The organism is Paenilisteria portnoyi, assembly GCF_014322795.1.
GTDB classification, from domain to species: domain Bacteria; phylum Bacillota; class Bacilli; order Lactobacillales; family Listeriaceae; genus Listeria_A; species Listeria_A portnoyi.
This window is the reverse complement of sequence record NZ_JAASTT010000015.1, coordinates 22,073-46,402: the sequence shown is the minus strand read 5'-3', so window position 1 is coordinate 46,402 and position 24,330 is coordinate 22,073. Positions and strand designations below refer to the sequence as shown.

Here is a 24,330-nt window from a genome sequence, read left to right as displayed (position 1 = left end):
GAAAAACGTGAATCCAGAACAGTTTAGAGAACAATTATTGCAAAAAGGGATCGAGTTATCTGATACGCAAATGGCGCAATTCGATCTGTATTTCAAGATGCTTGTCGAGTGGAATGAAAAAATGAATTTGACGGCCATTACAGAGCGTGATGAGGTTTATTTGAAGCATTTTTATGACTCGATTTCTGCGGCTTTTTATGTTGATTTTAAAGGTGTGGGGACGGTTTGTGATGTGGGGGCTGGCGCTGGGTTTCCGAGTATTCCAATCAAGATTTGTTTCCCTGATTTGGATGTTACGATTGTGGATTCGTTGCAGAAACGGATGACTTTTTTAGACGCGCTTGCAGCTGAATTGAAATTGGATAAGGTTCATTTTCACCATGCACGAGCGGAAGAGTTTGGTCAAAATAAGGCGTTTCGCGGTAGTTTTGACTTAGTTACAGCCCGTGCCGTAGCAAGGATGAGCGTGTTGACCGAACTTTGTTTACCGCTAGTCAAAAAGGGTGGATTTTTCTTGGCGATGAAAGGGATGCAGGCGGAGCAGGAGCTGAAAATTGGTGCCAAAGCGATTGCAACACTTGGCGGGAAAGTGAAGGACCATTACGCTTTCACATTACCAATCGAGGAAAGCGAGCGGAACTTATACTTGATCGAAAAAGTAAAAGAGACACCAAATAAGTATCCTCGCAAAGCTGGTACGCCAAACAAACAACCAATTGAATGAAAAGCGTATATTTATCAGCAAATTTCTGCTAAAATGGACAGAGTGGATAAAGTGAAATTCCAAACTATCGAACAACCGATTTTCGTAGATAATGCGCCGAACTTGGCGCGCAGACTTTAACGACGGAGATGAGCGTTTGTCGACAAACATTAGAAGGGATGATTTGATAATGCCTTTTTCGCGCTTATTCGGAAAGAAAGATAAGGAATATATTGAGATTGAAACGGAAGAAACCGTGGAGGAATTCATGCAACAAATCGTGGAACTTCCTGTCGCAGCTATTATTCCGAATCGCTATCAGCCTAGAACTGTCTTTGATGCGTCAAAAATTGAAGAATTAGCCAGAACAATCCGCATTCATGGCGTCATTCAGCCAATTGTTGTGCGTGAATATGAGCCCGAAAAATTCGAGATTATCGCTGGTGAACGCCGATTCCGCGCTGTTTCTTCATTGGAATGGGACACAATTCCTGCTATCGTTCAAAACCTTACGGATGATGAAGTAGCATCCATTGCCTTAATTGAAAATCTGCAACGTGAAGAGTTAACACCAATTGAAGAAGCAAAAGCGTATCAAAGTTTGCTAGACATGCAAGAAGTGACGCAAGAAGCATTAGCCCAACGTGTTGGTAAAAGTCAGTCCGCGATCGCTAATAAATTGCGTTTGCTAAGGTTGCCAGAAGCCGCCCAGCAAGCCGTTTTAGACAAGCAAATTTCGGAGCGTCATGGTCGGTCCTTACTCGTTTTGGAGACGGAAGAAAAGCAACTAGATGTTTTGGCGAAAATTATCGAGAACAAGTGGAATGTGAAAGAGACAGAGCAACATATCCAGACTTTACTTCCCGCCGAGCCAAAACCTAAAAAAGCAAAACCGAAGCGCCAAGCAATTAGTCGTGATGTTCGAATTGCTGTGAACACAATCAAGCAGTCCATCACGATGGTAAAAGATAACGGCATGGATTTACAGTTGGAAGAAGAAGAGTCGGATGATTACTATCAAATTACGATTCAAATTCCGAAGCAAAAAACCAAATAAGCGACCGAAAAACAGATTTCCAATGAGGATTTCTGTTTTTTTAATATAGTCGAAAGAAGAATTATATTTAACCGCGCAAGTAAGGTGCAATTTTTCATGAAAACCTATACAATGAAGGTAGAACGATGGATAAAGGAGGGGAGCGGTGCACTTTCAAGGTGTTACTGCGAATAATATGGCGAAAATAATTTTTGTAAGAGATGAACAAGATGAATTTCAAGCATATGATTTCCTACACAGTTTGATTAAAGAACAACCTTTAATGTCGACCCTTTTATTGCAAGGCCTGATGCAGCTAGAGAAAGCGGAAACGAGAAAATTAACAACGGGAAAACAGGTTTTACCGGAAGTTCATTTGACTATCGGCAAAAACCAGTCGTACTCGCTACAAACGAATAAAATCGAAACATCCGTTGATCAGCCGATTGAGGAAATGAAAGTCCACTTCAAAGATAAGAATTGCCGAATGCTTTATTTCACGGCTTTTTCGGACACGGAAACGTATTATTGCTTCGTAAAAGGCTATTTTAAAGATCGTAACCCGTTCAATGATAAAATGGGCGCGTATCGGGAAGAAGTGAAGCGGATATTCCTTCGTCGTTCGGAAGCGAGATTGAGCATTGGCAAGGATGATTATGAATTCGAAACGTTGAAGGAATTGGCGTGGGAGAACGAAGCGATTGTTCATTATTTGGATAGTTTCTCGGCGCGCTTAGGTCAGTTTATTTTTGCAAAACGTGTGAAAAAGAAATGGTCGCAGTTGGATCTGGGGCTGAAATCGGATTTGTCACCACTCGTAATTTCGCGATTGGAAGCAGGAGATCCGGATATGAGTGTTCGTATGTATCAAAAGGCGTGTGAAGTGCTGGACGTTTCGACGGATTTTACAGATGATCATTTGACGATTAGATGATTGCTAATAGTAAGGAATGGTTTCTGGCATGATCAGGAGCCATTTTTTAGTTTGAATTCATTAGAATAATTGTTATAGTAATAATAAATTAGGTAAAAATTTTAAATGAGAGTAATCGAGATATCAAGAATCTCCTGATTATCTCCCGAAAAAGATTAGATTCATAACTAGAGGAGGAGTAACATGCAGAACTTTGAATTAAAAAATGAATCTGTAATTTTAGAGTATAAAGAATCCAGAAAGCAGCTATCAAAGGATTTTTGGGAAACGTATTCTGCATTTGCAAATACGAAGGGTGGACTTGTAGTTCTAGGAGTAAAAGAGAAGAAACATGAAAATAGAATAGACTATCAAATTGTAGGTGTTGAAAATACAGAGAAAATAATTGCAGAATTATTTACAAGTTTGAATAACCCGCAAAAAGTAAACTATAACGTAATTAATGATGACAATGTTAGTACGCGTGAAATAGATGGGATGCACATCATTGAAGTCAGAGTCAATGAAGCTCCTACAACAAAGAAACCTGTGTATATTAATAATAATATAAAACATACATTTAAGAGATCTAATGAAGGAGACATGAAAGTTAGCGACACAGAATTAAGAAGTTTTTTGAGAAATGCGGAAGATGACTTGGATTCAGAGTTACTAAAGGGCTACACTATGGATGACTTAGATTACGAATCGATCGTCCGCTATAAAGATATAGTAGGAGAAAGAGATTTAGAAACAGATTATCTCACGCTGTCAAATGAAGAGTTTTTAATGACGATTGGGGCTATGCGAAGATACTATTAAGCTAAAACTTGGTGCACTTTTGTTTTTTGGAAAATATGAATCTATTATTGATAAGATGCCACATTTTCATCTGGATTATCAAAATAAGACGGCACAGACTGATTGGAGATGGATTGATAGAGTTGCAACTGGAGAATTGAAGTATCCCAATTTAAATCTGTTCAAATTTTATAATATTGTGTTGGAGAAGCTGAAGACAACGGTACTTGAAAGTTTCGAGTTAGATGAAAAGTTGTTGAGAAAAACGTCTAATGAGATTGATATTGCGCTTAGAGAAGCTTTGGCAAATTCGCTAATACACGCGGATTATTTTACAGATAGAGATATAAAAATTGAGGCTTACAATAACAATTATGAGTTTACCAATCCAGGTGAAATGAAAATCTCCGAGGAAGAATTCGCGCAAGGTGGGGACTCTCAACCTAGGAATCATACAATAGCGACATTATTTAGACGTGTTGGAATTTCTGAGCGTGCGGGTTCGGGTGGTCCTAAAATTTTTCAAGCAGCTATTAATAATAAATTTCGGAGCCCTGAGTTGAGGAGTGGCGGTGGTATGACTCAACTGAAAATTTGGAAAGTTGATTTAGTTGATGCGCATCCTGAATTAAATGCAAACGAGAAAACAGTACTTCGCTTCATTTCTAAGGAAGATGTTATCTCGATTTCGAAGTTAAAAACAACATTGGGTTTAAGTGAATACCACGCGAAAGTTACGCTCAACTCATTATTAAGCAAGGAGCTAATTTATAAAGAGGGGAATGGTAGATCAACTGTATACCGGTTACCAGACTCTAATTCCCAGAGAATCGCTAACTTGGAGCAGATGATAAGAGAAGTGCAAGATATGTACGTTCAAAATAATAAGAAATAGAAACGCACGTTCCTATTTGCTTGACTTTACCCATGAAAGCTACTAAAATAGAAGCTTCACGCAATGAAGGTGAAGAGGGGGAAATTGCTTTGAGTAAAACAATAACAGCGCAAGAAAGACAGGATTTTAAGACTATACCAATTGTCACGGCTTTTCTAATTGCAGGATTTATAGGCTTGTTTAGCGAAACAGCTTTAAATATGGCACTTACGGATTTAATTCGTGTTTTTGATGTAAGTTCAGCAACGATTCAATGGTTAACAACGGGATATTTGCTGACATTAGGTATTTTAGTACCGGTTTCAGGACTTTTATTACAATGGTTTACCACGCGAAAATTATTTTTTGCATCTGTTGGATTTTCGATAGTAGGGACGCTAATTGCAGCATTGGCACCGGATTTTGGTGTTTTGATGATCGCTCGGGTTATCCAAGCTATCGGAACAGGACTTTTACTACCATTAATGTTCAACACGATTCTGGTTATTTTTCCGGAGCACAAACGGGGATCTGCAATGGGGCTTATCGGACTTGTTATTATGTTCGCGCCTGCAGTGGGACCAACGATTTCAGGCCTAATTATTGAGAATTTAACATGGAACTGGATATTTTGGATTGCCTTACCGTTCTTAGTGTTCTCATTACTTTTCGGACTGCGTTATATGAAAAATGTATCTGAGGTTACAAAGCCGCGGATTGATATTTTGTCGATTGTTTTGTCGACGCTTGGTTTCGGGGGTATTGTGTACGGCTTTAGTAGCGCTGGTGAAAGTGGCTGGGGCAGTGCGCTTGTGATTACAATGATGATTGTCGGCATAGTTAGTTTGGGCTTATTTACTTGGCGCCAACTCACGATGGATCAGCCGATGATGGATTTGCGCGTTTTCAAATTTCCGATGTTTACGCTTGGATTATTGATTGTTTTCATCGCATTCATGATTATCCTATCAACAATGATTTTATTGCCACTCTATTTGCAAACAGGACTGGCTTTAGCGGCATTTTCAGCAGGATTAGTACTTTTGCCAGGTGGAGTCATAAATGGCTTGCTATCACCGGTTACAGGCCGTCTATTCGATGCATTCGGTGCGCGCGTGCTTGTTGTTCCAGGATTTATCGTATCCGTCGTGGCTTTATGGTTCTTAACGCAAATCACACTTGAAACAACGGCCGTTACAATCATTATCTTGCATAGCGCGCTCATGATTGGCGTATGTATGATCATGATGCCAGCACAAACAAACGGCTTAAACCAGCTGCCACCAAAAATGTATCCAGATGGTACGGCGATCATGAATACGCTACAACAGGTTTCAGGCGCAATTGGTACAGCGGTGGCAATCACGATTATGTCAGCAGGTCAAAAAACATATATGGCCGCAGTGACGAATCCAGGGCCACAAGACTTAGCTGCATCGCTTGTTGAAGGTTCGCGTAATGCGTTTACGTTTGGCCTCGTGATGGCGATTATCGGTCTAGTTATATCACTATTTCTTCGCAAAAAAGCATAAAAAAGGAGCCGTGTCGATGAATTTTAGACGCGGCTTTTGTGTATAATGAAATTTATTTTCGCATAAAGTAAGACTTAACCTTATTTTTTTGATAGAATAGAGAAGGAGAAGTATAACGAAACGAAGCATTTGTCGACGCATGGAAGTTCGGCGATTAATCACGTGGAATGCGTTTATCTGCGTCTTAGTGCTATAAATATGTGAGGGTTGGTGAAATAGATTGAGCAAAGTGATCGCACTGGCAAATCAAAAAGGTGGCGTAGGCAAGACGACGACATCTGTTAACTTAAGTTCTAGTCTTGCATTTCTAGGTAAAAAAGTACTGCTTGTGGACATCGATCCTCAAGGGAATGCGTCGAGCGGAGTTGGCATCAATAAAGGTGAGATCGAGCATTGTATCTATGATGTGCTTGTGGATGACGTTGCACTCAAAGATGTTATTAAACCAACTGCGATGGAAACGTTACAAGTGGTTCCTGCTACGATTCAACTTGCTGGAGCAGAGGTTGAGCTTGTTCCTGCAATATCACGTGAAATTCGTCTGAAAAAGGCGATCGACTCTGTTCGCGACGACTATGATTATGTGATTATTGATTGTCCGCCATCCCTAGGACTGCTTACGCTAAATGCGCTTACTGCCTCTGATACGGTTTTAATTCCAGTTCAGTGTGAGTATTACGCGCTAGAAGGCTTAAGCCAACTATTAAATACCATTCGGATTGTCCAAAAGCATCTGAATGAAGACTTACAAATCGAAGGAGTATTGCTGACAATGCTAGATGCTAGAACCAATTTGGGCATTCAAGTTATTGATGAAGTGAAGAAATACTTCCAAAATAAAGTGTTTGAAACAATTATTCCGCGTAACATTCGTTTGAGTGAAGCGCCAAGTCACGGCAAACCGATTATTTTATACGATGATAAATCCCGTGGTTCTGAGGTTTACGTAGATCTTGCAAAGGAAGTGATTGCTCATGGCTAAAGGATTAGGAAAAGGAATTAGCGCGCTGTTCAACAATGTCGATCAGAATGAGGAAGCTGTACAAAGCATCCCTGTTAGCGAAATTCGCCCGAATCCATATCAACCACGTAAAACATTCGATCCTACAGCACTTCGCGAATTACGCGATTCTATCAAGCTTCACGGTATTTTGCAACCAGTTATCTTACGTCGATCAGAGGCGAAAGGGTATGAACTGGTTGTCGGCGAACGCAGATTCCGTGCAGCGAAAGAAGCCGGATTAGAGGCAATTCCAGCTGTTGTACGTACGTTAGATGACCGCGAAATGATGGAGTTAGCAGTTTTGGAGAATTTACAGCGTGAGGATTTATCGGTGCTTGAAGAAGCGGAATCCTATGATTTACTAATGAAGAACTTGGATATGACGCAAGCAAAATTGGCTGATCGTCTAGGTAAAAGCCGTCCTTATATCGCGAACATGGTACGTTTACTTTCATTGCCAGCAGAAGTTCAGGTGATGCTCCGTGATGGTTCGTTATCGATGGGACATGCGCGTGCCTTACTCGGATTGAAAGATAAGAAGAACATCAAACCAGTTGCTAAAAAGGCTGTGGCAGAAGGCTTGACGGTTCGCCAATTGGAGAAATTAGTTGGGGATTTGAATAACAATGTTTCACGTGAAACACCTAAAAAACAGGATAAAATCCCAGTTTTTATCAAAGAGAGTGAATCACAATTACGTGATAAATTCGGAACAGCAGTTTCTATTAAGCGTCATGACAACAAAGGTAAAATTGAGATTGAATTTTTATCTGAGGATGATTTGGGGCGTATTTTAGAAATTTTAGACGTTCAGTTTGATGAGGATTAAGGCGTATGGAACAGACTTTTAATTTAAATGATATTGTCGAAATGAAGAAGCAGCATCCGTGTGGTACCAATCGTTGGCGTATTATTCGACTAGGTATGGATATTCGGATTAAGTGCGAAGGTTGCGGACACAGTGTGATGATTCCAAGACGCGAGTTCACGAAGAAAGTGAAGCGGGTTTTGGAGAGAGCTGAGTAAATAAAAGCGTTGAATGAGTAGCCTGAGCGGTTCATTCAACGCTTTTATTATGCAACGGAAGTAATAACAATGCTAATTCCAAGCATGAGAACCGCGCTTGTTAAGACGCCGCCAAGAATGTAACACTTTTGAGTAAAATTTAGCAATGCTACCGCTAAAAAGGAGAGAGCAAGTAGGATTTGAATCCAAATAGGGTAAGCAAAGCCTTCTTGTGTTTGAATAATGCTATACGTTATATTTATAAAGAGGATAGCGTATACAACTAGAAAAATACTGGAGATTATTTTGGAAATAGTTATTTTCATAGCTGTTTCATCCTTTCTTTTTATGTATTACTGTTCAAAGTATAGTACTATAACATTTAATCCATGTCAAATTTATGTAAAAACTAGTTATTTTGTATATATTTATTCAAAAAGTCATTTAAAATTAAACCACGAAAAACCAAGACACTACCGACTTTCAGGTAGCTATCTTGGCTTTCTCTAATGAAAATATTACTTTCCACCAAACAAATCTTTAATTCCACTTACGATATTTCCAACATCACCAAGCGATTCTGTGACGTTTGCGTTTTCTGTTACTTGGTCAACGAGGCCGCCAGCTTGTTCGCTAATTTGGCCTGTGATTTCTTCGGGATTGATTTGTTCTGTTAAGTTTTGTGCTTGTTCTGTGAGATCTGTTGCGCCGCCTGTTACTTGATCGACGACGTCACCTGCACCGCCGAGTAAATCTGTTACTTTTTCTGTTGCCATATCTTTCAAAAAATCGAATAAAGCCATACTATCGTCTCCTTTTGTGCGATTTTCATAGACTGCGGTTCCCAAAAAGTACGCAAAAAAGACCTTACGTAAGAAACGTAAGGTCTCGCAAACAATGATATCATTGCTAGTAGAGCCGGGGTTGCCCCGTACTGACGACTCTACTATTACTGCTACTCCCCTTATCGGGAACGAGAATATGAATTATCTTTAGAATAGCATGATTTCACGCCAAGTGCAAGGTCATCCTTATTTTGTTAATTTGAAAGAGCCCATTGTTTTGAAGTCATACGTAACGATGGAGTTATCGCCAGCGAATGATTGAACGGATAGATTGGTTCCAGATCCGGACAGGAATGCGCGTAGGTTTGTTGCTGTGTAGATTGCGTCTGTTGTTTTTGTGCCTAGCGTTAGTGTTTGTGGTGTGTTGAATTGCACGAGACTACCTGCGCTTACGCTGAAAATGTTACCTTTTGCATTGTTTGATTTCAAGTTTACGTTGGCTACATCTTTAAAATCAATCACGGATTTAGCTGTTTTGATTAGTTGTGTTGATTTAGCGCCGCCATTTAGGGGTGACAGTTGTGTGGATAAAAATCGAATAAAGTATGAACGAATACGATTGATTACGCTTTCTTAGTTATATTTATTCTTTTTGAATCAAAGGTAGGTGACCAGGCGTATTTATGGGTATACGATCATACTTTTTTGAATGGGTGATTGGCGATGAATTGGGATTTGTAAGCGCAAATAGTTGTTTTCCGAGCATATGTTTTGTAGAATGGAGTTAGTATTACTTTATAATAATTATAAAAACGGAGGTATGTGTGTATGACAAAAAAACTAACAACAAACCAAGGTGTTCCAATCGGTGATAATCAGAATTCAATGACGGCTGGGCATCGTGGTCCTACATTATTGGAAGATTACGTGTTAATCGAGAAGCTAGCCCATTTTGATCGTGAACGTGTTCCGGAACGTGTCGTACATGCTCGTGGAATCGGTGCGCATGGCGTATTTACAGTTAAGAATAGTATGAAGAAATACACGAAAGCTGCATTTTTACAAGAAGAAGGGCAAGAGACAGAGGTTTTCGCTCGTTTTTCTACTGTAATTCATGGCTTACATTCTCCTGAAACGTTGCGTGATCCACGTGGTTTTGCGGTTAAATTTTACACGGAAGAGGGAAATTACGATTTTGTTGGTAATAACTTGCCTGTATTCTTTATTCGTGATGCGATTAAATTCCCGGATGTTATTCATTCTTTGAAGCCAGATCCAAGTACAAATATGCAAGATGCGAACCGTTATTGGGACTTTTTCAGCTTGACTCCTGAGGCTACGACGATGATTACATACCTATTTAGTGATGAGGGTATTCCTGCTTCGTTCCGCCAAATTCGTGGTTCGAGTGTTCATGCTTTTAAATGGACAAATGAAGAGGGCAAAACGGTTTACATCAAAATGCGTTGGGTGCCAAAAGAGGGTATCGTGAACCTTTCGACGGACCAAGCGGCGCAAATCCAAGCGAAAGAGTTTAGCCATGCGACTCGCGATCTTTATGAAGCGATTGAAAACGGTGATTTCCCTGAGTGGGAGCTTTACATTCAAGTGCTTGACCCTGCTGACATCGATAACTATGATTTCAACCCGCTTGATGCGACGAAAGATTGGTTTGAGGATGTTTTCCCGTATGAGCACGTTGGGACAATGGTGTTGAATCGCAATCCGGAGAACATTTTTGCGGAAACGGAATCGGTTGGTTTCAATCCTGGCGTACTTGTACCTGGAATTTTGCCGTCGGAGGATCGTATGTTGCAAGGTCGTCTGTTCTCGTATTCGGATACGCAGCGTCACCGCGTTGGTCCGAACTACTTGCAATTGCCGATTAATAGTCCAAAAGTGGATGTGAATAACAATCAGCGTGATGGCGCTATGCCGTTCAAGCAGCAAACGAGCTCGATTAACTATGAGCCAAATAGTTATGATACGACGCCAAAAGAGACGCCACGTTATGTGGAAGATGAGCAAGATTTGATTGCTGGTAAAGTTGGTCGTTTGGAGCAAGAGAAACCGAATAACTTTGGCCATGCGCGCGAAGTTTGGAACCGTTATTCTGACGGCGAACGTGATGCGCTAGTGAACAATATTGTTGGTGATTGGGAAGGCGTTCGTGAGGATATCAAAATCCGTAACCTGCGCAATTTCTATCAAGTGGAGCCGGTATTTGCAGAACGCGTAGCAAAAGGAACTGGTGTTGAATTGGAGAAACATATTGCTGATTTGAAATAATATAGGATGGACCGATGGGGCGTGATGCTCTGTCGGTTTTTTTGGCTCTATGTCAATTGTTGGGGTGAAATATCGAGAGGTATGAGCTAGGAATTCAACAGCGCATGCCTTTTTTAGCCTACATAAATATCAAAATATTCGATGAATTGATATGCAAGTATCTTGGCACGGAATCATGCAGAGTTTTGATAACCATAAGACGCACGATTTGTATGTAGGGCTATCGCAAGCCTGTGGATAGAATATGAGAAACTATGTAAATAATCAATTTGTAGATACTGATTGGTTACCTCTTACACTAAAAGTTGGCTTTACAGCATTTGCGAACTCGGTTTCTGGATATCGCAGATTTGGGAATAAAGTGTTGTTATGAAGGTAAGGCATTCTATATCATTACGGCGGATAAACATTTGGAGTTGAAAAAATAGTAATAGAAGCTCTCGATTTAAGTTTATCGGGAGCTTTTTTTATTGTTCATGGGATGCGTATGTTATAATTATTGGCATGGAATACTAAATTTAGGGAGATGGGGGCGAGAAGTCAAATATGGATGTGAAATATAGAGAGGGCGAATGGGATAAGTCTGAAAATGCACTTAAATCATTGATTGGCCTAGGCTGGGGAAAAGGTGTTACAGATCATTTAAAGAAAATAAATAAAAATTTTGAAGATATACAGCGCGACATCCAGAAGGATGATAGCGATGGTGTTATTTCTTTCTCTTTTACAGATAAAGAAAGCACGTATCAGAGTATGTTTGAAAAAATGGAAGTGCTTCACGATTATGCAAGTAATGCAGGGGGCATGGTTGAACGAGTCATTGATGAGCCATTTTATAAAGATATTGATAAATTCGTGGAAAAAATGGAAGGCTTATCTATTGAAAACTATGAGACTAAAAACACCATTGGCGCAACACAGATTATTTCAACCGGCGCCTATAATTATGGCATGAGTCCAGCAACAACAGAAGTCAAAAAAGATAAGATTAATTTGAAAGACATCATGGCAGGTGATAATTTTTTTGCTGATAATTTGAAAGCACAATTTGCCGAGTATAGTAAACAAAATCCAGACCAAAAGTTTACATATGATCAGTATCAATCGGCGGTATCCAGTTCTCGTGCGTTTGAGTATAATTCGATTCGAGACGACCAACAAAACACAGAGTTTTGGCGAGATATTGGTATTGCAGTAGTCATAATTGGGGTCAGTATTTTGTGCCCACCGGCAGGATTGGCACTCGGAGTTGCCTATGGGACACTAGAATTAAGTAGTGCGGCATCCGGAAAAGACTGGCTGACAGGTCGCGAAATGGATGGCGGAGAGCGAGCAACACGCGGAGCTTTTGCATTACTGGATGTTATACCAGGTGTGAAAGGAATCCGAGCATTTAGCCAAGCAACAAAAGCTGGTGGGCTGGCATTAGATGCCGCTCAAGTGGGCAGTAAGCTAACCCTAAAACAGACAGCTAAACAAGGAATTTCTAATATTGATTCGATGGGAAAACAAGCTTTGCGTGAAAGTGCAGAGCGGATGCGAAATGTTCCGAGAGTATTGGGGGATGTAGCAAGTTCAACAAAAAATACTTTGCAAGAAGGTGTGACCGCCCTGAAGAAAAGAACGACGAATTTCGGAGATAACATCCGAAATTTGAATTTTGGCGGGGAGCGCATAGTTGCGGAGGGATTTGGAACTGTAAGCACTAGTTTTCTTAAAAATACGGACAATGTTGCATCCAATGCTGGTAGGGCAGTGCGGGAATCGGCCGAGAAACTTGCTGATGTGCCTAAGGTTAAAGAAGTTACGTATGGTGAGCACATCATTAAAGGAAAAGGCGGCAGGAAAGAACTCGCGCCAAATACACGATACGTAACGGAAGACGGATATAAATATACAACAGATGACTTGGGGCGAGTTATAGACGTTGATGCGAGTAGCCTCATTCTGAAAACAGCAGATAGGAACGAAGGGATGCAACGTATTGCAGGCCGTGAATATAGGTTACCGGATGACGATGGGGGGCACCTTATCGGAAGTCAGTTTAATGGACCTGGTGATATTGATAATTTGGTAGCTCAAAATAGCCAAATAAATCGTTCAGGTGGTACTTGGTATAACATGGAGAAACAGTGGGCCAATGCACTGAAAGAGATACCTCCTAAAAAAGTTACTGTCAAAATAACGCCGCGATATTCAGGTGACTCTTTGAGACCTGATAGATTCCAGGTTTTTTATGAAATAGAAGGTAAGGGTATGTTCAAGAAAATAATTAAAAATCAGGCAGGTGGTTAATGTGACTATGGAACAAGAAATGAATAATAAATACAGAGAAATTGCAGAAAAGGTAAATGAAATGATTCCAGAAAGATGGGAAACTTTCCATTTCTATGCTCAAATTTCGGAATCAGGTGGAGGCACTTACTTCTATTATAATGAAGAAGAGAACTTAAATGAGTTTAAATATAGTTTGGAAATTCCTTTTAAGTATAAAATCAATACTGAAAAGTTTGATGATAATGAGATGGAATTATATGATTTAAGTGAGGCTCTTCGTTTAGTATTCGAAAAATATGAGCAAGAACTTTGGTATTCGTTTACAATGAGCTTAACGAGCGCTGGCAAATTGAATGTACATTATGATTATACAGATTGGGCGAGTACAGACTATGATTTTTCAGATCAAATGATTATTTGGAAATATAAATACTTAAACGAAAAACCGCAGGACGAGAAATTACAAGGAATAATTGAAAAGTATTTAGCTGAATATCCAAATAACCCAATTTAACGAATAGATTTCTTTAAAGTAAGTTTGCAATGGAGCCCTCGAATTAATTTGAGGCTGCTGAAAAACTAAGCATTTTTTGCATAAATCAGAGCGAAGCCAAATAAATAAGGTTTCTATCCAATAATTCGGATAGAAACCTTATTTATTTTCATCTATTAATGTCATAATTCTTTTCATATTCACTGCGAATAGCGTAGTCGCCGCTTGTATATTCATGCCCAATAACCCGTCACTTTTACTGGTCGAAAAACCGTGACTGTTTTTAATCTCACTATTTTTAGCCTCAATCATGTATCGATTTCTAGCAAGGGTTTTAAATTCCTCTGTATTCTCAAAATTTATTTGTTTTTGATGGAGGTCTGATTTTATGGAAATAGAATAGGTTTTTGATTTGGCTTCGGTTTTATAACAGCCCTCACGCAAGGGGCAAACCTTACATTTTTCTATCGCAAAGTAATACGTTGTCCTCTGATTCTTCTTCTGATTTTTCTTCCCTTGTCTCGCTTTCCTAATTGCCATTTCTCCTGCTGGACAGACCATCCTATCTGCATCTTTATTAAACTCAAAGCCATCGGCTTCTTTTCGTCCACCTTTAGAAACACTTGGATTCAGCTTCGCTACAAGCGTGATATCCTTTTCTTCTACATAGGTAAGATTGTCTAAGCTGCATCACCTAAAATCGTTTGAACGTTCACACCATTGGCTTTCGATTTTTCAACCAAATCCGATAGATACTTTCCATCTGACTTCTCGCCAGTCGTAACAACAGCAGCAGTCACAAGTCGATTATCATCCATTGCGATATGCGTTTTGTAGCCAAAGAAAGAAGTGTCAGAAGTCTTATGTCCAATCCGAGCATCCTGATCAACAAGGCTTTTCCGATGTTCTAAATCGTCACTAATTGTTTCCTCTAATAGATTCATACTCTCTTGAATACTAGCGACAGCCACCAATGTAGACTGCTCTTTCAGTTGGTGGAGTAAGGCATTGGAATAAGCTAATTCCTGTTCCCATTCAGAACCGTTATATTTTGGTGGCATTTTATCTTTCATGGATGCGTCTATTTGATACACTTTCTTGCGAAGATTTTTAGAACGGTCGCGTAAAATTTCAATGGGTGATTTAGCATTGTAGGCAGATTTCGTATGGGTCACATCCACAATAATCGTCGTCGATTTCATTAATCCTAGCTGACTAGCAATATCAATCGATTTCCCGATAAGCATATCTAAGAGCGTTTCGTCTTTCAAACGCAAGCGACGAAACTTGGTTAGTGTACTAGAGTGAATCACATTGGCTTCTGGAGCAATACCTAGAAAATATTTGAAGGACAAGTCGGTGTGTGCTCGTGCAACTAAATCACGATCTGAAAGATCGTAGATCACTTTCAGTAAAAGGTATTTAAACATTTGAATAGGGCTAACAGCGTTTCGTCCATCATCTAAACAATAGTTTTCTCGTACTTCATCCACAATAAATGAAAAATCAACAAGATTATTCAACTTACGAAGGAAGTGATCTTCCTTCACTAAAATATCATACAACTCTGAATAGGGACTTACATCTAATTCATCCTGAAAATGTAACATCGCTTTTACCACCCATCTTTTTTCTATACCTATTATCTCAGATTTGGGCCATAAAGTCCTTATAAAAAAGAAAAACTATAGAAAACGATGCAAATCGTTTTCTACAGTTCATGCGATACACTTTTTCAGCAGCCTCAATTAATTTTCGGGGGTTTTTATTTTTAAGACTTTTTAAATTTCCTGAATTGTATAATTAAGTGAGACACAAAAAAGAGACATGCTATGATACACTCAATGAAACCGACAAAAGTCCACAAAGGAGTGTATCAAACATGTCTTATCACCATCTTACCAGAAATGAACTTATTTTTATAGAGGAATACACCAACAGCGGATTTTCCGCCCGTCATATTGCTCAAAAATTAGGGCGTAGTAAGGAATGCATTTATCGCATTCTCCGGCAGTTACAGGCTGGTCTTTCCGCTCCGGCTATTTTCTTACAGTACCAACGCAACAAGAAAAAATGTGGACGTAAGCCTATTTCACTCGATTCAGAAACGAAAGCACTTGTGAAGGAGCGTATTGGACTTGGTTGGACACCGGATACCATTGCTAGCCCCAAGCCTACGGCTAATACCAAACCTTTTCCGTGTTCGATGAAAACCTTGTATCGCATGTTTTCCGAAGGCATATTTGACAAAAAACAGTTGCCTATGAAAGGGAAACGCAAACCAAACGGGCATCAGGAGAAGCGAGGAAAAGAGGCCTTTAAACGTCGGTTGGGAGACAGAGCAGTTGCTTTTCCTGGTTTCGACACAGAGTTTGGGCACCTTGAAGGCGATACGATTGTCGGAAAAGATCATAAAAGTGCGCTGATTACACTGGTGGAACGGACATCTAAAGCCATCATTGTGTTGAAAGTCATTAGTCGGAAAGCTGTCTCCATCGAAGAGGCTTTGCATCAATGGTTGTCTGGCTTCCCTTCCCATTTTTTTAAATCCATCACCTTTGACAACGGAAAGGAATTCTCTAGGTGGAAGCAGACGGCTAATCAGCATGACATGGCTATCTTCTTTGCCGATGCAGGGAAACCTTGTCAACGTCCACTCAATGAGAATTCCAACGGGTTTCTTCGAAGAAACGGCTTGCCTAAACAAATGGATTTTGACACGATTTCTCAACAGGAAGTCAACGAGATTATTGCGGCTCGAAATAATTTACCTAGAAAATCGCTGGACTATTTGACACCCATTGAGTGTTTTCTGCAGCATGCCGATGTGTCTCGCTTAATTTGACAAATAAGATAGTGAGAAAATACGGGCGCGGTTGATTGAGAATCGGAATGAGACGGAGAAATATATTCATGAGATTGAGTTGATGAGTATTTATTTTCCGGATGATTTGGAGAAGGTGAAGTTGATTGTGTCGACGTTTAATTATAGCAATAAATATTTAAGCACGATGGAACATGAGCTTTTGGTCGGGGATTCGAATGGGTTTCGCAAGGAGTTGGATAGTTATAATGCGGTCGTGAAGCGGTTAGTGCAGGTGATGGACGAGCTGTCGATTGATATGTTGGGGAGTATGAATGCGGAGATTAACAAGTTGAATGATATCGGAAATACGGTTTAGATGGTGTGTGGTAAATTCTTGTGTCTTTTTAGTCGGAAAACCTTTATAATGGAGACATGAGTGTAATATAAAATGAGGAAAGCGACTGAGCTTTTCGATCAAAGGAGTTCATTTAAATGGCATTAACAGCTGGTATTGTTGGTCTTCCGAACGTTGGGAAATCGACACTTTTTAACGCAATTACGAAATCAAAAGTGGAAGCGGCAAACTATCCTTTCGCGACGATTGAACCGAATATGGGAATTGTTGAGGTTCCTGATGCGCGTCTGAACAAATTGACGGAGCTTGTGAAACCGAAGAAAACAGTACCGACAACATTCGAATTTACGGATATTGCAGGGATTGTGAAAGGCGCGAGTAAAGGTGAGGGGCTTGGTAACCAGTTCTTATCTCACATTCGCCAAGTGGACGCGATTTGTCACGTAACGCGTTGTTTTGAAGATGAAAACATTACGCACGTGGAAGGTCGTATTGACCCGCTTGATGATATCGCGGTAATTAATCTGGAGCTTATTTTGGCGGATTTAGAGACGGTTGATAAGCGTATTAGCCGTGTTGAGAAGCTGGCAACGAAGCAAAAAGATAAAGATGCGATCGCGGAATATAACGTTCTTTTGAAGTTGAAAGAGGCTTTGGAGAATGATAAACCGGCACGTTCGATTGAGTTTAATGAAGATGAGGATAAAATTGTTCGTGGATTGTTCTTATTAACTCGCAAACCGGTATTATACGTAGCGAACGTTGCTGAGGATGAGGTTAGCGACCCAGAGAACAATAAATATGTGCAACAAGTACGTGAATTCGCAGCTTCTGAAGGTTCTGAGGTTATTGTTATCTGCGCGCGTGCGGAGGAAGAAATTGCTGAGTTGGATGATGAAGATAAAGCGGAATTCTTGGAAGCACTTGGAATTGAAGAGTCTGGCCTGGATCAATTGATTCGTGCGGCGTATACGCTACTTGGCTTGTCGACTTACTTTACGGCTGGTGTTCAGGAAGTTCGCGCTTGGACGTTCCGCAATGGCATGAAGGCTCCAGCGTGTGCCGGCGTTATTCACACCGATTTCGAACGTGGCTTTATCCGTGCCGAAGTGGTTTCGTATGATGATTTGTTAGAGCATGGTTCTGAACAAGCTGCAAAAGTGGCTGGGAGACTGCGCTCGGAAGGTAAAGAGTACGTGATGAAAGATGGAGATGTCGTTCATTTCTTGTTTAACGTATAGATTTGTATAAGAAGAGGCTAGGAATCGAAATTCCTAGCCTCTTTGTTTAATTTTTAAATAGAAAATCCAAAATAATATCACCAATCCGCCGATTCTCTCCTTGGTAGGGGAAGGAGTGGATTTGTATTGCTGGATTGAAGTTGAGTTCAATCACAGCATAAGGGCCGTTTGGGATTGTTTCACGTGAAACAATGATGTCAACACCGCAAAGATTCGCGTCAACGGCTTTGGCACATTTAATCGCTAACTCTTGATAGTAGGGATGAATCAGATCAGTAACGTCGATGCTGTCACCGCCAGTACTTATATTCGAGTTTTCGCGTAGATACACGATTTGGCCTTCATCGGGAACATCCGACATGCTGAATCCTTGCATGGAGAGCATGAGCGTTTCTTCTGGGCCTTTTTGGATTATTTCTAAAGGTTTGAGATGATCGGTACCGCGCAATGGATCTAAATTCTTTTCATCGATGAGTTCGGCAATAGTACGAGTACCGTCACCTGTGATATTGGCTGGCACGCGTTTTAGGATACCCGCGATTTTGCCGTCGATAACTAGGAAGCGGTATTCATCACCGGGAATATAGGTTTCGATGATGACGGAAGAATCGTAGCTAAAAGCGATTTTTAGAGCTTCCTCGTAGTTTTCCTGGGTGAATCCATCTTTGAAAATACTTATTCCGATGCCAAAATTGGTTGACTTAGGCTTGATGACGATTGGTTTGTCAGCGAATAGTTCGAAGTTATCGCGCGCAATCTCGATATTTGAAAAATTCTGACCTTGTGGTACTTCGATGTTATGCTCGGCTAGAATTTGTTTCGTGACGACTTTATTTTCCATGATAAGAGCGCTAATATAGCTGTCGCGTGCGGTTTTTGTTGCTTGTTTGATATATTCGACTTGATTTCCTTTTTCGAGACGAATGAAGTTTTCTTCGCGGTCTAGAAGTTCAATCGATAATCCTTTTGTTACCGCGGACTTCAAAACGATTTGGGTTGAGAGTTCCATATCTTCGTAGCCTATGAGCTTGTAAGCGTTTTGCAAGCTTTTTTCTAGGTAGATTTTCGCTTTTTCAAGGTTGAAGGATACGAATGATTCGGATGTTGTTGTGATTTGTGACGCGATTGTTTTCTCTGGTTGTTTGCTGATATCGCGTTGTGCGTCGATGATACTTTGGAAATCGGTTGTATCAGTTAGTTTTGTGACGTGTTCCATTTCGGTTAGGAGTTTTTCAACTGCTTGATCGAATGGGATTTCTGTGCCGTTAACGTATATATTTGGTTTGTTCAAGCCGTTACTCGCGATTCGTTCTTCGTTTTGATCGGATTGTTCTTGCTGTATTTTGTCAAAAGCAGTGCTCTCGGTTAATAGGCCTGTGACTAGGAGTAGTTGGATAAAATGCAGTGTCTCTTTCGTGATGCCGTTTGGGTCGAATGGGTTTAGGTCCAATGAGCGGATCTCGATGTATTCGACGCCAGCTTTTGCAAGGCTTTTTAGTGATTGATCGGTATGGGCGTTTTTCAACCGAATGGGGTTGTAGAGTTCGCGCATACTGTCGATTTTACCTTGGTCAATCCACGACTCGATGCTTGAGATATAGCCGTCAAAGCTGTCGTAGTCGATGTGGAGGGAGCATTTATTTTTATACCCGGCGTGACTGTTGCGCAACGAGATACCGTTGTTAAGCGCAAGGTCGGATGTTTCACGTGAAACTTCATTGTCGGGAGTTTTATTCAGAAAATTTGGCAGATAAACAGGGCTTGCTCCTGTAAGATAGAGTAGGAACCAGCGATTTTGCATGAAATATTTGGCGACTTTGAGGTAAATCTGGTTTTTGAAGTCTTGTAGAGTTTTTTCGCCGCCCATGCTTGTGTGTAGTCGTTCTAAAAAGTCATCGGAGAACGAGAAATTATAGTGAATACCTGAGAAAAGTTGAATTTTCTTGCCGTATTCGCGGGCTAGATGCTCACGGTAGAGTCTGCTCGCTGAATTCGGATCTTGGTAAACGGCTATTGGGATATCTTGTTCTGCTGGAAGGATTGGCGGGTTGCTGCTTGGCCATAAATATTCGTCGCGAATCCGGTCTGATACGATATTTTGCAGGTTTTCCATAGATGTATATACTTCGTCCACAGAGCCGCTGACGGGTGTAATCATCTCGATTTGACTTTCTGAAAAATCGGTTTTGATATAGGGGTTTTCTTCTTTTAGGCCAAATATGGCGGGGTGTGGTGTAAGTGATAAATTTCCGTTTTCATCTACTCGCACATTTTCTTTTTCAAGTCCAAAGTTTCCATTAAACAGCCTTTTTTTCAAATCGGCGTGTTGTTCTAGTATTGGAAACAGATTGTCATTTTTATATAACACGATTTCACCTTCTTGTAGTCCATTTTGTTCAATAGGTTTATCTTACAATAATTAAGGCCAATAGTATAGAAAATGGTTTTAGATTACCAATATTTCGTTATGAAACATAAAAGAAATATTTTTGAAACATTTGTAATAAAAATCTTTACTTTTTGGAGTGTACTAGTTATAATGGGACACATGAGGAGAGTGATGGGGATGTATAGGTTAGATTCTCAAAGTCATGTTCCGATTTATGAGCAAATTGTAGCTTTAATTAAAGGTTACTGCATCAGCGGAGTCTTACAGCCAGGCGAAAAATTGATGAGTGTTCGTGAAATGTCGACGCATATTTTAGTAAATCCAAATACGGTGGGTAAGGCATATAAGGAATTAGAGCGACTGGGGATTATTGAGACCAAGCTTGGAAAAGGTTCGTATGTAGCGTATGCTAGTGATAATAGGCCGAACGAAGAGGCGCTTGCTTTATTTAGACAGAATTTAGAGGAATTAGTTTTGGAAGCGAATTATTTACGGATTGAGGAACAGGAGCTTCAAAATTTTGTGAAGCAATATTATAGAAGTTTGGAGGGAGCGAATAGATGATTATTGACGGTGTTACGAAGCGTATTGAGGGAAATTTGGTATTGGAGGACATTTCTTTTGAGTTGCAGTCGGGTGAGATTACGGCGCTGATTGGGAGGAATGGTGTTGGTAAGACGACGCTGTTCTCGATTATCGCGGGGATGTATTTGGCGGATGCGGGACATGTCACGATTGATGGATACGATTTGCGTAAACACCCAGCTTTGAAGAAGAATATTTTCTTTTTGGAAGATAATATGAACTATTTTAATTCGTATAGTGTGAAATCAGTGGTAAAAATTTATAAAAATGTTTATGCTACGTTTGATGAGGAGTTCTTCGATGCGTTAATGGAGCGTTTTGAATTGCCGAAAAAAGCGAAGGTCATGTCACTTTCGAAGGGACGCAAGGCGTTATTTTTCATGATTTTGGCGTTTTCTTTGGATGTGCGTTATTTGTTGCTGGATGAGCCGATGGATGGGCTGGATGTGATTGTGAAGAAGCGGTTGTTGCAGTTTATTTTGGAGACAGTCGCAGATCGGAAAACGAGTGTATTGATTGCCTCGCATCGCTTGGATGAACTGGAAATGGTCGCGGATCGGGTGTTGGTTTTGAAGGGGACGACGCTAGAGCTGGATTATTATTTGGAGTCGTTGCGTGATACGGCGTTGAAGCTTCAAGTGGCTTTTAAATCGAAGCATGTGCCGGTGTTTGTGAAGGAGGAATCAGAGCTTTTGCAGCGGAATGGGCGGATTTATACGTTATTGGTGACTGAAAATACGGATGATTTCGTGAGCAGGGTGAAGGCAGAGGAGCCGATTTTATATCAAGAAATGGCAATCACGATTGAGGATGTTTTTACAGTGAGGTTGGCGGACGATAAGGTCGACTACTACGAGATCTGAGGAACATTGTTTAGTAAACATCTATGGTTGAAGGAATGGCGAGGCGTGAGATGGATTGTAGTTATTCTGATGTTGTTATTTGTTTATGCGCAAACGGGTGGGTTATACTCGGATATGGAGACTTGGCAAACGAGGTATGATTATTATCAGTCGGATGCGTTTCAAAAAGAGCAACAAGCAGCTGGCGATGCAAAAATGTCTCCGGATGATGTGAAGACGATGTTGACGCTTAGCTATTTTACGCAGGGTTTTCCTGGTGATCGGTTTACGGATGATTTTGCTTATTTTGTTTGGAGCGGGTTCGGTATTTTTCTATAAGCGATATTCGATTGAGAACAATGAGAAGGTGTTGGTGTTCTCGTATTTGCGCATTTCAAGTGCGGTTTCGATTACTAATTTTTGGATTGGTGGAGGGGCAGTGGAGGTTCCAACGCTAATAAGTTTATTAATTATAAGTATCGGATCGTTTATTGGGTGCTTATTTATTTGTTATATGGTATTTTATAGAAATGCATGGGTTCGGAGATAGGAGGGTTTTTATGTGGCAAAAGGGACTGTGGTATAAGGAATGGCGGGGAATCAGGTGGGTTGTTCCGCTTGTTTTTCTGGTGTTTTTGTTAGCTTTTTTTGTGGGATTGGTGAATGAGTCGGATGCTTGGAATAAGAGTCAGGCGCATTATAAGTCGGAGGATTTCCAGGTGGAGCAGGAGCTTGATCCGGATTTTGCGATGACGAAGCAGGAGATTCGGGATGATTTGACGGTGCGTTACTTGGCGTATGAGACGAAGTTGTCGAACAAAGTGGATCAGTATACATATTTTTTCTTTAGTTTTACGGTGAGTGTGCCGTTTACGTTGACGCTTGTGCTGGCCGTGATTCTGGGGATATGTTCGGTGATTTTGGAGCGATATACGCGTGGGAATCATTTTACGGCGGTGATGCCTTATTCTAAGAAAGCGATTCTTGGCGTGAAGGTGTTGCTTGGTTTCGCGGTCATCACGGTGAGTTATTTTGTGAGTTTGGGGTTGGGTGTGTGGTACTTTACGTCCCAGGTGCCAGCAGAGTTTGTTGATTTTCACCACCAAAAATTAATTATGGACGTGCTGGGGAGTTGGCTGGCGTATTTGTTGTTGTTCTTGCTGCCGATTGTTGTGGGATATGTGATTGGTTCTCCGCTGGGTGGTATTCTTGCTACGGCGGGATTGGTGTTGTTACCAGGTACTATTTTGGCGTTTGTGGCTCATATCGAGACGTTCGTACAAAAAGGTGCCTCGGGTGATTTGTCGTATTGGAGCGATTTTTGTCGGATTTTGGAGCCGTTGGGATTCATTCGGCCAGCTTATGGACCACTTATTTTGCAAGTGGGATTATTGGTTGGAGCGCTTGTTTTCGTGGGTGTTGTTGCAGAGCGCGAGTCACTTGAAACGAATGGGAGATTATTTGTTTTCCCGAAAATGCGGGCATGGGGAATTGGGGTTGCAGCGATTTTGATTGGGATGTTCGTGGCGAATATGGTTCAGGATTTTGTGAAACTGTCTGGAACGGCTGGTTTTGTTGGGTTTTTGGCGGTATTTGGTGTAAGCATGATGGCTTCTGTGATTGTGGGAATTCGATTTACTTACGGGAAACGTTTGTAATTTTTCATAAATATATTTCTACTGGGAAGTATATTGGGTTATAATAGAGGTAGTATGTTTGAGGGAGGATTTTATCGGTGACAACAGAAGCAGAAACAGTGAAGCCTGAGATTGGCGAGATGAAGGCGAATTTGACGAAGCGTAACTTGCAATATGTTCTGGAAGTGGAGAAGCATCTTCGCGAAACGGGGCAATATGGTGAGGAGCAGCAAGCGAATTTGATTTATGAAATGACGGAAAAGGTACTTGAGAATCAAAAACAAGGTGTGACGGCTCGGAAATTATTCGACGTAACGCCTACGGAATATGTGAAGGCTTTGACTGTGAAAGCAGCGCCAACTGGTGAAGTAGCTGGGAAATGGTGGATTGCACTGGATGGTGGGTTGCTCGTACTTGGAGCGATGATGCTGATTAGTGGTGTGAGCGCGATTTTCCAAGGGCAGACACTTGGTTTGGCCGTGCTATTCGTGACATTCCTTGTCGGTGGTGGAGCGATGATGGTACTGCGTAAATATGCGGGTGCCATGCGTCAAGGTGAAAAAGGTGGAACGTGGAAGTATCTCGCGATCGCGATGGTTGTTATTCTTGTGTGGATGACGATTATGACGGTTGTACAGGTGGTTGTTCCGGCGAAATGGAATATTGCGTTAGATCCATATCCGACTGTGATTGTTGGTGTGGCGCTATTGGCATTACGCTTCTACTTGAAGAGAAAGAAAAATATACCGAATTTATAGATGATA

The 24,330-nt window shown here is 40.8% G+C and carries 24 protein-coding genes and 1 pseudogene; 20 read left to right on the top strand and 5 right to left on the bottom strand.

Features of this window, described 5'->3' with window-relative positions; genetic code table 11:
- The first annotated feature begins 7 nt into the window (after window positions 1–7).
- The 9 genes from rsmG (at window position 8) to HCJ66_RS10805 (ending at window position 7,888) form a co-directional block, all read left to right on the top strand.
- Complete coding sequence (rsmG, locus tag HCJ66_RS10840) at window positions 8–724, top strand: 16S rRNA (guanine(527)-N(7))-methyltransferase RsmG (protein WP_187133139.1); 717 nt, start codon at window positions 8–10, stop codon at window positions 722–724.
- A gap of 169 nt (window positions 725–893) precedes the next feature.
- On the top strand, window positions 894–1,760 hold the full coding sequence (noc, locus tag HCJ66_RS10835; protein WP_187133138.1) for a nucleoid occlusion protein: 867 nt from the start codon (window positions 894–896) through the stop codon (window positions 1,758–1,760).
- 175 nt (window positions 1,761–1,935) lie between these two features.
- Window positions 1,936–2,673: a helix-turn-helix domain-containing protein gene (locus HCJ66_RS10830; RefSeq protein ID WP_181676614.1), complete on the top strand. Its 738-nt coding sequence runs from the start codon at window positions 1,936–1,938 to the stop codon at window positions 2,671–2,673.
- Between the two features lie 183 nt (window positions 2,674–2,856).
- Window positions 2,857–3,474 (top strand): AlbA family DNA-binding domain-containing protein, encoded by a 618-nt coding sequence (locus HCJ66_RS16000; RefSeq protein WP_222717477.1) that lies wholly within the window; start codon window positions 2,857–2,859, stop codon window positions 3,472–3,474.
- Window positions 3,449–4,348 (top strand): ATP-binding protein, encoded by a 900-nt coding sequence (locus HCJ66_RS15995; protein ID WP_222717476.1) that lies wholly within the window; start codon window positions 3,449–3,451, stop codon window positions 4,346–4,348. Before HCJ66_RS16000 ends, HCJ66_RS15995 begins: the two co-directional genes overlap by 26 nt.
- Before the next feature lie 89 nt (window positions 4,349–4,437).
- Window positions 4,438–5,859 (top strand): DHA2 family efflux MFS transporter permease subunit, encoded by a 1,422-nt coding sequence (locus tag HCJ66_RS10820; protein ID WP_246438642.1) that lies wholly within the window; start codon window positions 4,438–4,440, stop codon window positions 5,857–5,859.
- Window positions 5,860–6,079: 220 nt separating this feature from the next.
- Window positions 6,080–6,841: a ParA family protein gene (locus HCJ66_RS10815; RefSeq protein ID WP_187133136.1), complete on the top strand. Its 762-nt coding sequence runs from the start codon at window positions 6,080–6,082 to the stop codon at window positions 6,839–6,841.
- The gene (locus HCJ66_RS10810) at window positions 6,834–7,691 is read left to right on the top strand and encodes a ParB/RepB/Spo0J family partition protein (protein ID WP_187133135.1); all 858 of its coding nucleotides are present in this window, start codon (window positions 6,834–6,836) and stop codon (window positions 7,689–7,691) included. Before HCJ66_RS10815 ends, HCJ66_RS10810 begins: the two co-directional genes overlap by 8 nt.
- 5 nt (window positions 7,692–7,696) lie before the next feature.
- Window positions 7,697–7,888, top strand: coding sequence for a DUF951 domain-containing protein (locus tag HCJ66_RS10805; RefSeq protein ID WP_185389227.1), 192 nt, complete (start codon window positions 7,697–7,699; stop codon window positions 7,886–7,888).
- A gap of 47 nt (window positions 7,889–7,935) precedes the next feature.
- Here the strand turns inward: HCJ66_RS10805 and HCJ66_RS10800 are convergent, their stop codons facing one another.
- From HCJ66_RS10800 to HCJ66_RS10790, 3 genes are all read right to left on the bottom strand, one after another.
- Window positions 7,936–8,193 carry a hypothetical protein gene (locus HCJ66_RS10800; protein ID WP_187133134.1) on the bottom strand — a complete coding sequence of 86 codons (258 nt, stop codon included), beginning with the start codon at window positions 8,191–8,193 and terminating at the stop codon, window positions 7,936–7,938.
- A 192-nt stretch (window positions 8,194–8,385) separates the two neighbouring features.
- Window positions 8,386–8,670 carry a hypothetical protein gene (locus tag HCJ66_RS10795; RefSeq protein WP_181676504.1) on the bottom strand — a complete coding sequence of 95 codons (285 nt, stop codon included), beginning with the start codon at window positions 8,668–8,670 and terminating at the stop codon, window positions 8,386–8,388.
- 228 nt (window positions 8,671–8,898) lie between these two features.
- The gene (locus HCJ66_RS10790) at window positions 8,899–9,174 is read right to left on the bottom strand and encodes a hypothetical protein (RefSeq protein WP_187133133.1); all 276 of its coding nucleotides are present in this window, start codon (window positions 9,172–9,174) and stop codon (window positions 8,899–8,901) included.
- 306 nt (window positions 9,175–9,480) lie between these two features.
- Here HCJ66_RS10790 and HCJ66_RS10785 point away from each other — a divergent pair, with 306 nt between their 5' ends.
- The 3 genes from HCJ66_RS10785 (at window position 9,481) to HCJ66_RS10775 (ending at window position 13,732) form a co-directional block, all read left to right on the top strand.
- Window positions 9,481–10,941 carry a catalase gene (locus tag HCJ66_RS10785; protein ID WP_187133132.1) on the top strand — a complete coding sequence of 487 codons (1,461 nt, stop codon included), beginning with the start codon at window positions 9,481–9,483 and terminating at the stop codon, window positions 10,939–10,941.
- A gap of 546 nt (window positions 10,942–11,487) precedes the next feature.
- Window positions 11,488–13,236, top strand: coding sequence for a DNA/RNA non-specific endonuclease (locus HCJ66_RS16175; RefSeq protein ID WP_187133131.1), 1,749 nt, complete (start codon window positions 11,488–11,490; stop codon window positions 13,234–13,236).
- Window positions 13,237–13,243: 7 nt separating this feature from the next.
- Entirely contained in the window at window positions 13,244–13,732 is a 489-nt protein-coding gene (locus tag HCJ66_RS10775) for an immunity protein YezG family protein (protein ID WP_187133130.1), read from the top strand.
- Window positions 13,733–13,870: 138 nt separating this feature from the next.
- Here HCJ66_RS10775 and HCJ66_RS10770 read toward each other — a convergent pair.
- Window positions 13,871–15,321: pseudogene (locus HCJ66_RS10770) on the bottom strand (IS1182 family transposase).
- A 272-nt stretch (window positions 15,322–15,593) separates the two neighbouring features.
- Between HCJ66_RS10770 and HCJ66_RS10765 the strand changes: the two are divergent.
- From HCJ66_RS10765 to ychF, 3 genes are all read left to right on the top strand, one after another.
- A complete protein-coding gene (locus HCJ66_RS10765; protein ID WP_187133129.1) occupies window positions 15,594–16,556 on the top strand; it encodes an IS30 family transposase in 963 nt (320 codons plus the stop codon).
- A gap of 82 nt (window positions 16,557–16,638) precedes the next feature.
- Complete coding sequence (locus HCJ66_RS10760) at window positions 16,639–16,893, top strand: hypothetical protein (RefSeq protein ID WP_187133128.1); 255 nt, start codon at window positions 16,639–16,641, stop codon at window positions 16,891–16,893.
- Between the two features lie 116 nt (window positions 16,894–17,009).
- On the top strand, window positions 17,010–18,113 hold the full coding sequence (ychF, locus tag HCJ66_RS10755) for a redox-regulated ATPase YchF (protein WP_187133127.1): 1,104 nt from the start codon (window positions 17,010–17,012) through the stop codon (window positions 18,111–18,113).
- Between the two features lie 46 nt (window positions 18,114–18,159).
- On the opposite strand, the gene gshAB is transcribed toward ychF, so the two are convergent.
- A complete protein-coding gene (gene gshAB, locus HCJ66_RS10750; protein WP_187133126.1) occupies window positions 18,160–20,481 on the bottom strand; it encodes a bifunctional glutamate--cysteine ligase GshA/glutathione synthetase GshB in 2,322 nt (773 codons plus the stop codon).
- 198 nt (window positions 20,482–20,679) lie between these two features.
- Between gshAB and HCJ66_RS10745 the strand changes: the two genes are divergently transcribed.
- The 5 genes from HCJ66_RS10745 (at window position 20,680) to HCJ66_RS10725 (ending at window position 24,324) form a co-directional block, all read left to right on the top strand.
- The gene (locus HCJ66_RS10745) at window positions 20,680–21,066 is read left to right on the top strand and encodes a GntR family transcriptional regulator (RefSeq protein WP_187133125.1); all 387 of its coding nucleotides are present in this window, start codon (window positions 20,680–20,682) and stop codon (window positions 21,064–21,066) included.
- Window positions 21,063–21,950 carry an ATP-binding cassette domain-containing protein gene (locus HCJ66_RS10740; protein ID WP_187133124.1) on the top strand — a complete coding sequence of 296 codons (888 nt, stop codon included), beginning with the start codon at window positions 21,063–21,065 and terminating at the stop codon, window positions 21,948–21,950. Before HCJ66_RS10745 ends, HCJ66_RS10740 begins: the two co-directional genes overlap by 4 nt.
- A gap of 45 nt (window positions 21,951–21,995) precedes the next feature.
- Window positions 21,996–22,268 carry a hypothetical protein gene (locus HCJ66_RS10735; RefSeq protein ID WP_187133123.1) on the top strand — a complete coding sequence of 91 codons (273 nt, stop codon included), beginning with the start codon at window positions 21,996–21,998 and terminating at the stop codon, window positions 22,266–22,268.
- 221 nt (window positions 22,269–22,489) lie between these two features.
- Entirely contained in the window at window positions 22,490–23,587 is a 1,098-nt protein-coding gene (locus HCJ66_RS10730; RefSeq protein WP_187133122.1) for a hypothetical protein, read from the top strand.
- Between the two features lie 77 nt (window positions 23,588–23,664).
- Entirely contained in the window at window positions 23,665–24,324 is a 660-nt protein-coding gene (locus HCJ66_RS10725; RefSeq protein ID WP_187133121.1) for a DUF1129 family protein, read from the top strand.
- The last annotated feature ends 6 nt before the right edge of the window (window positions 24,325–24,330 follow it).

Coding starts and splice junctions, on each gene's coding strand:
- noc (WP_187133138.1), top strand. CDS start 894: ATGCCTTTTTCGCGCTTATTCGGAAAGAAAGATAAGGAATATATTGAG.
- HCJ66_RS10800 (WP_187133134.1), bottom strand. CDS start 8,193: ATGAAAATAACTATTTCCAAAATAATCTCCAGTATTTTTCTAGTTGTA.
- HCJ66_RS16000 (WP_222717477.1), top strand. CDS start 2,857: ATGCAGAACTTTGAATTAAAAAATGAATCTGTAATTTTAGAGTATAAA.
- HCJ66_RS10745 (WP_187133125.1), top strand. CDS start 20,680: ATGTATAGGTTAGATTCTCAAAGTCATGTTCCGATTTATGAGCAAATT.
- HCJ66_RS10810 (WP_187133135.1), top strand. CDS start 6,834: ATGGCTAAAGGATTAGGAAAAGGAATTAGCGCGCTGTTCAACAATGTC.
- HCJ66_RS10730 (WP_187133122.1), top strand. CDS start 22,490: ATGTGGCAAAAGGGACTGTGGTATAAGGAATGGCGGGGAATCAGGTGG.
- HCJ66_RS10775 (WP_187133130.1), top strand. CDS start 13,244: ATGGAACAAGAAATGAATAATAAATACAGAGAAATTGCAGAAAAGGTA.
- HCJ66_RS10795 (WP_181676504.1), bottom strand. CDS start 8,670: ATGGCTTTATTCGATTTTTTGAAAGATATGGCAACAGAAAAAGTAACA.
- HCJ66_RS10830 (WP_181676614.1), top strand. CDS start 1,936: ATGGCGAAAATAATTTTTGTAAGAGATGAACAAGATGAATTTCAAGCA.
- HCJ66_RS10785 (WP_187133132.1), top strand. CDS start 9,481: ATGACAAAAAAACTAACAACAAACCAAGGTGTTCCAATCGGTGATAAT.
- HCJ66_RS10765 (WP_187133129.1), top strand. CDS start 15,594: ATGTCTTATCACCATCTTACCAGAAATGAACTTATTTTTATAGAGGAA.
- HCJ66_RS16175 (WP_187133131.1), top strand. CDS start 11,488: ATGGATGTGAAATATAGAGAGGGCGAATGGGATAAGTCTGAAAATGCA.
- HCJ66_RS10805 (WP_185389227.1), top strand. CDS start 7,697: ATGGAACAGACTTTTAATTTAAATGATATTGTCGAAATGAAGAAGCAG.
- HCJ66_RS10760 (WP_187133128.1), top strand. CDS start 16,639: ATGAGTATTTATTTTCCGGATGATTTGGAGAAGGTGAAGTTGATTGTG.
- HCJ66_RS10740 (WP_187133124.1), top strand. CDS start 21,063: ATGATTATTGACGGTGTTACGAAGCGTATTGAGGGAAATTTGGTATTG.
- ychF (WP_187133127.1), top strand. CDS start 17,010: ATGGCATTAACAGCTGGTATTGTTGGTCTTCCGAACGTTGGGAAATCG.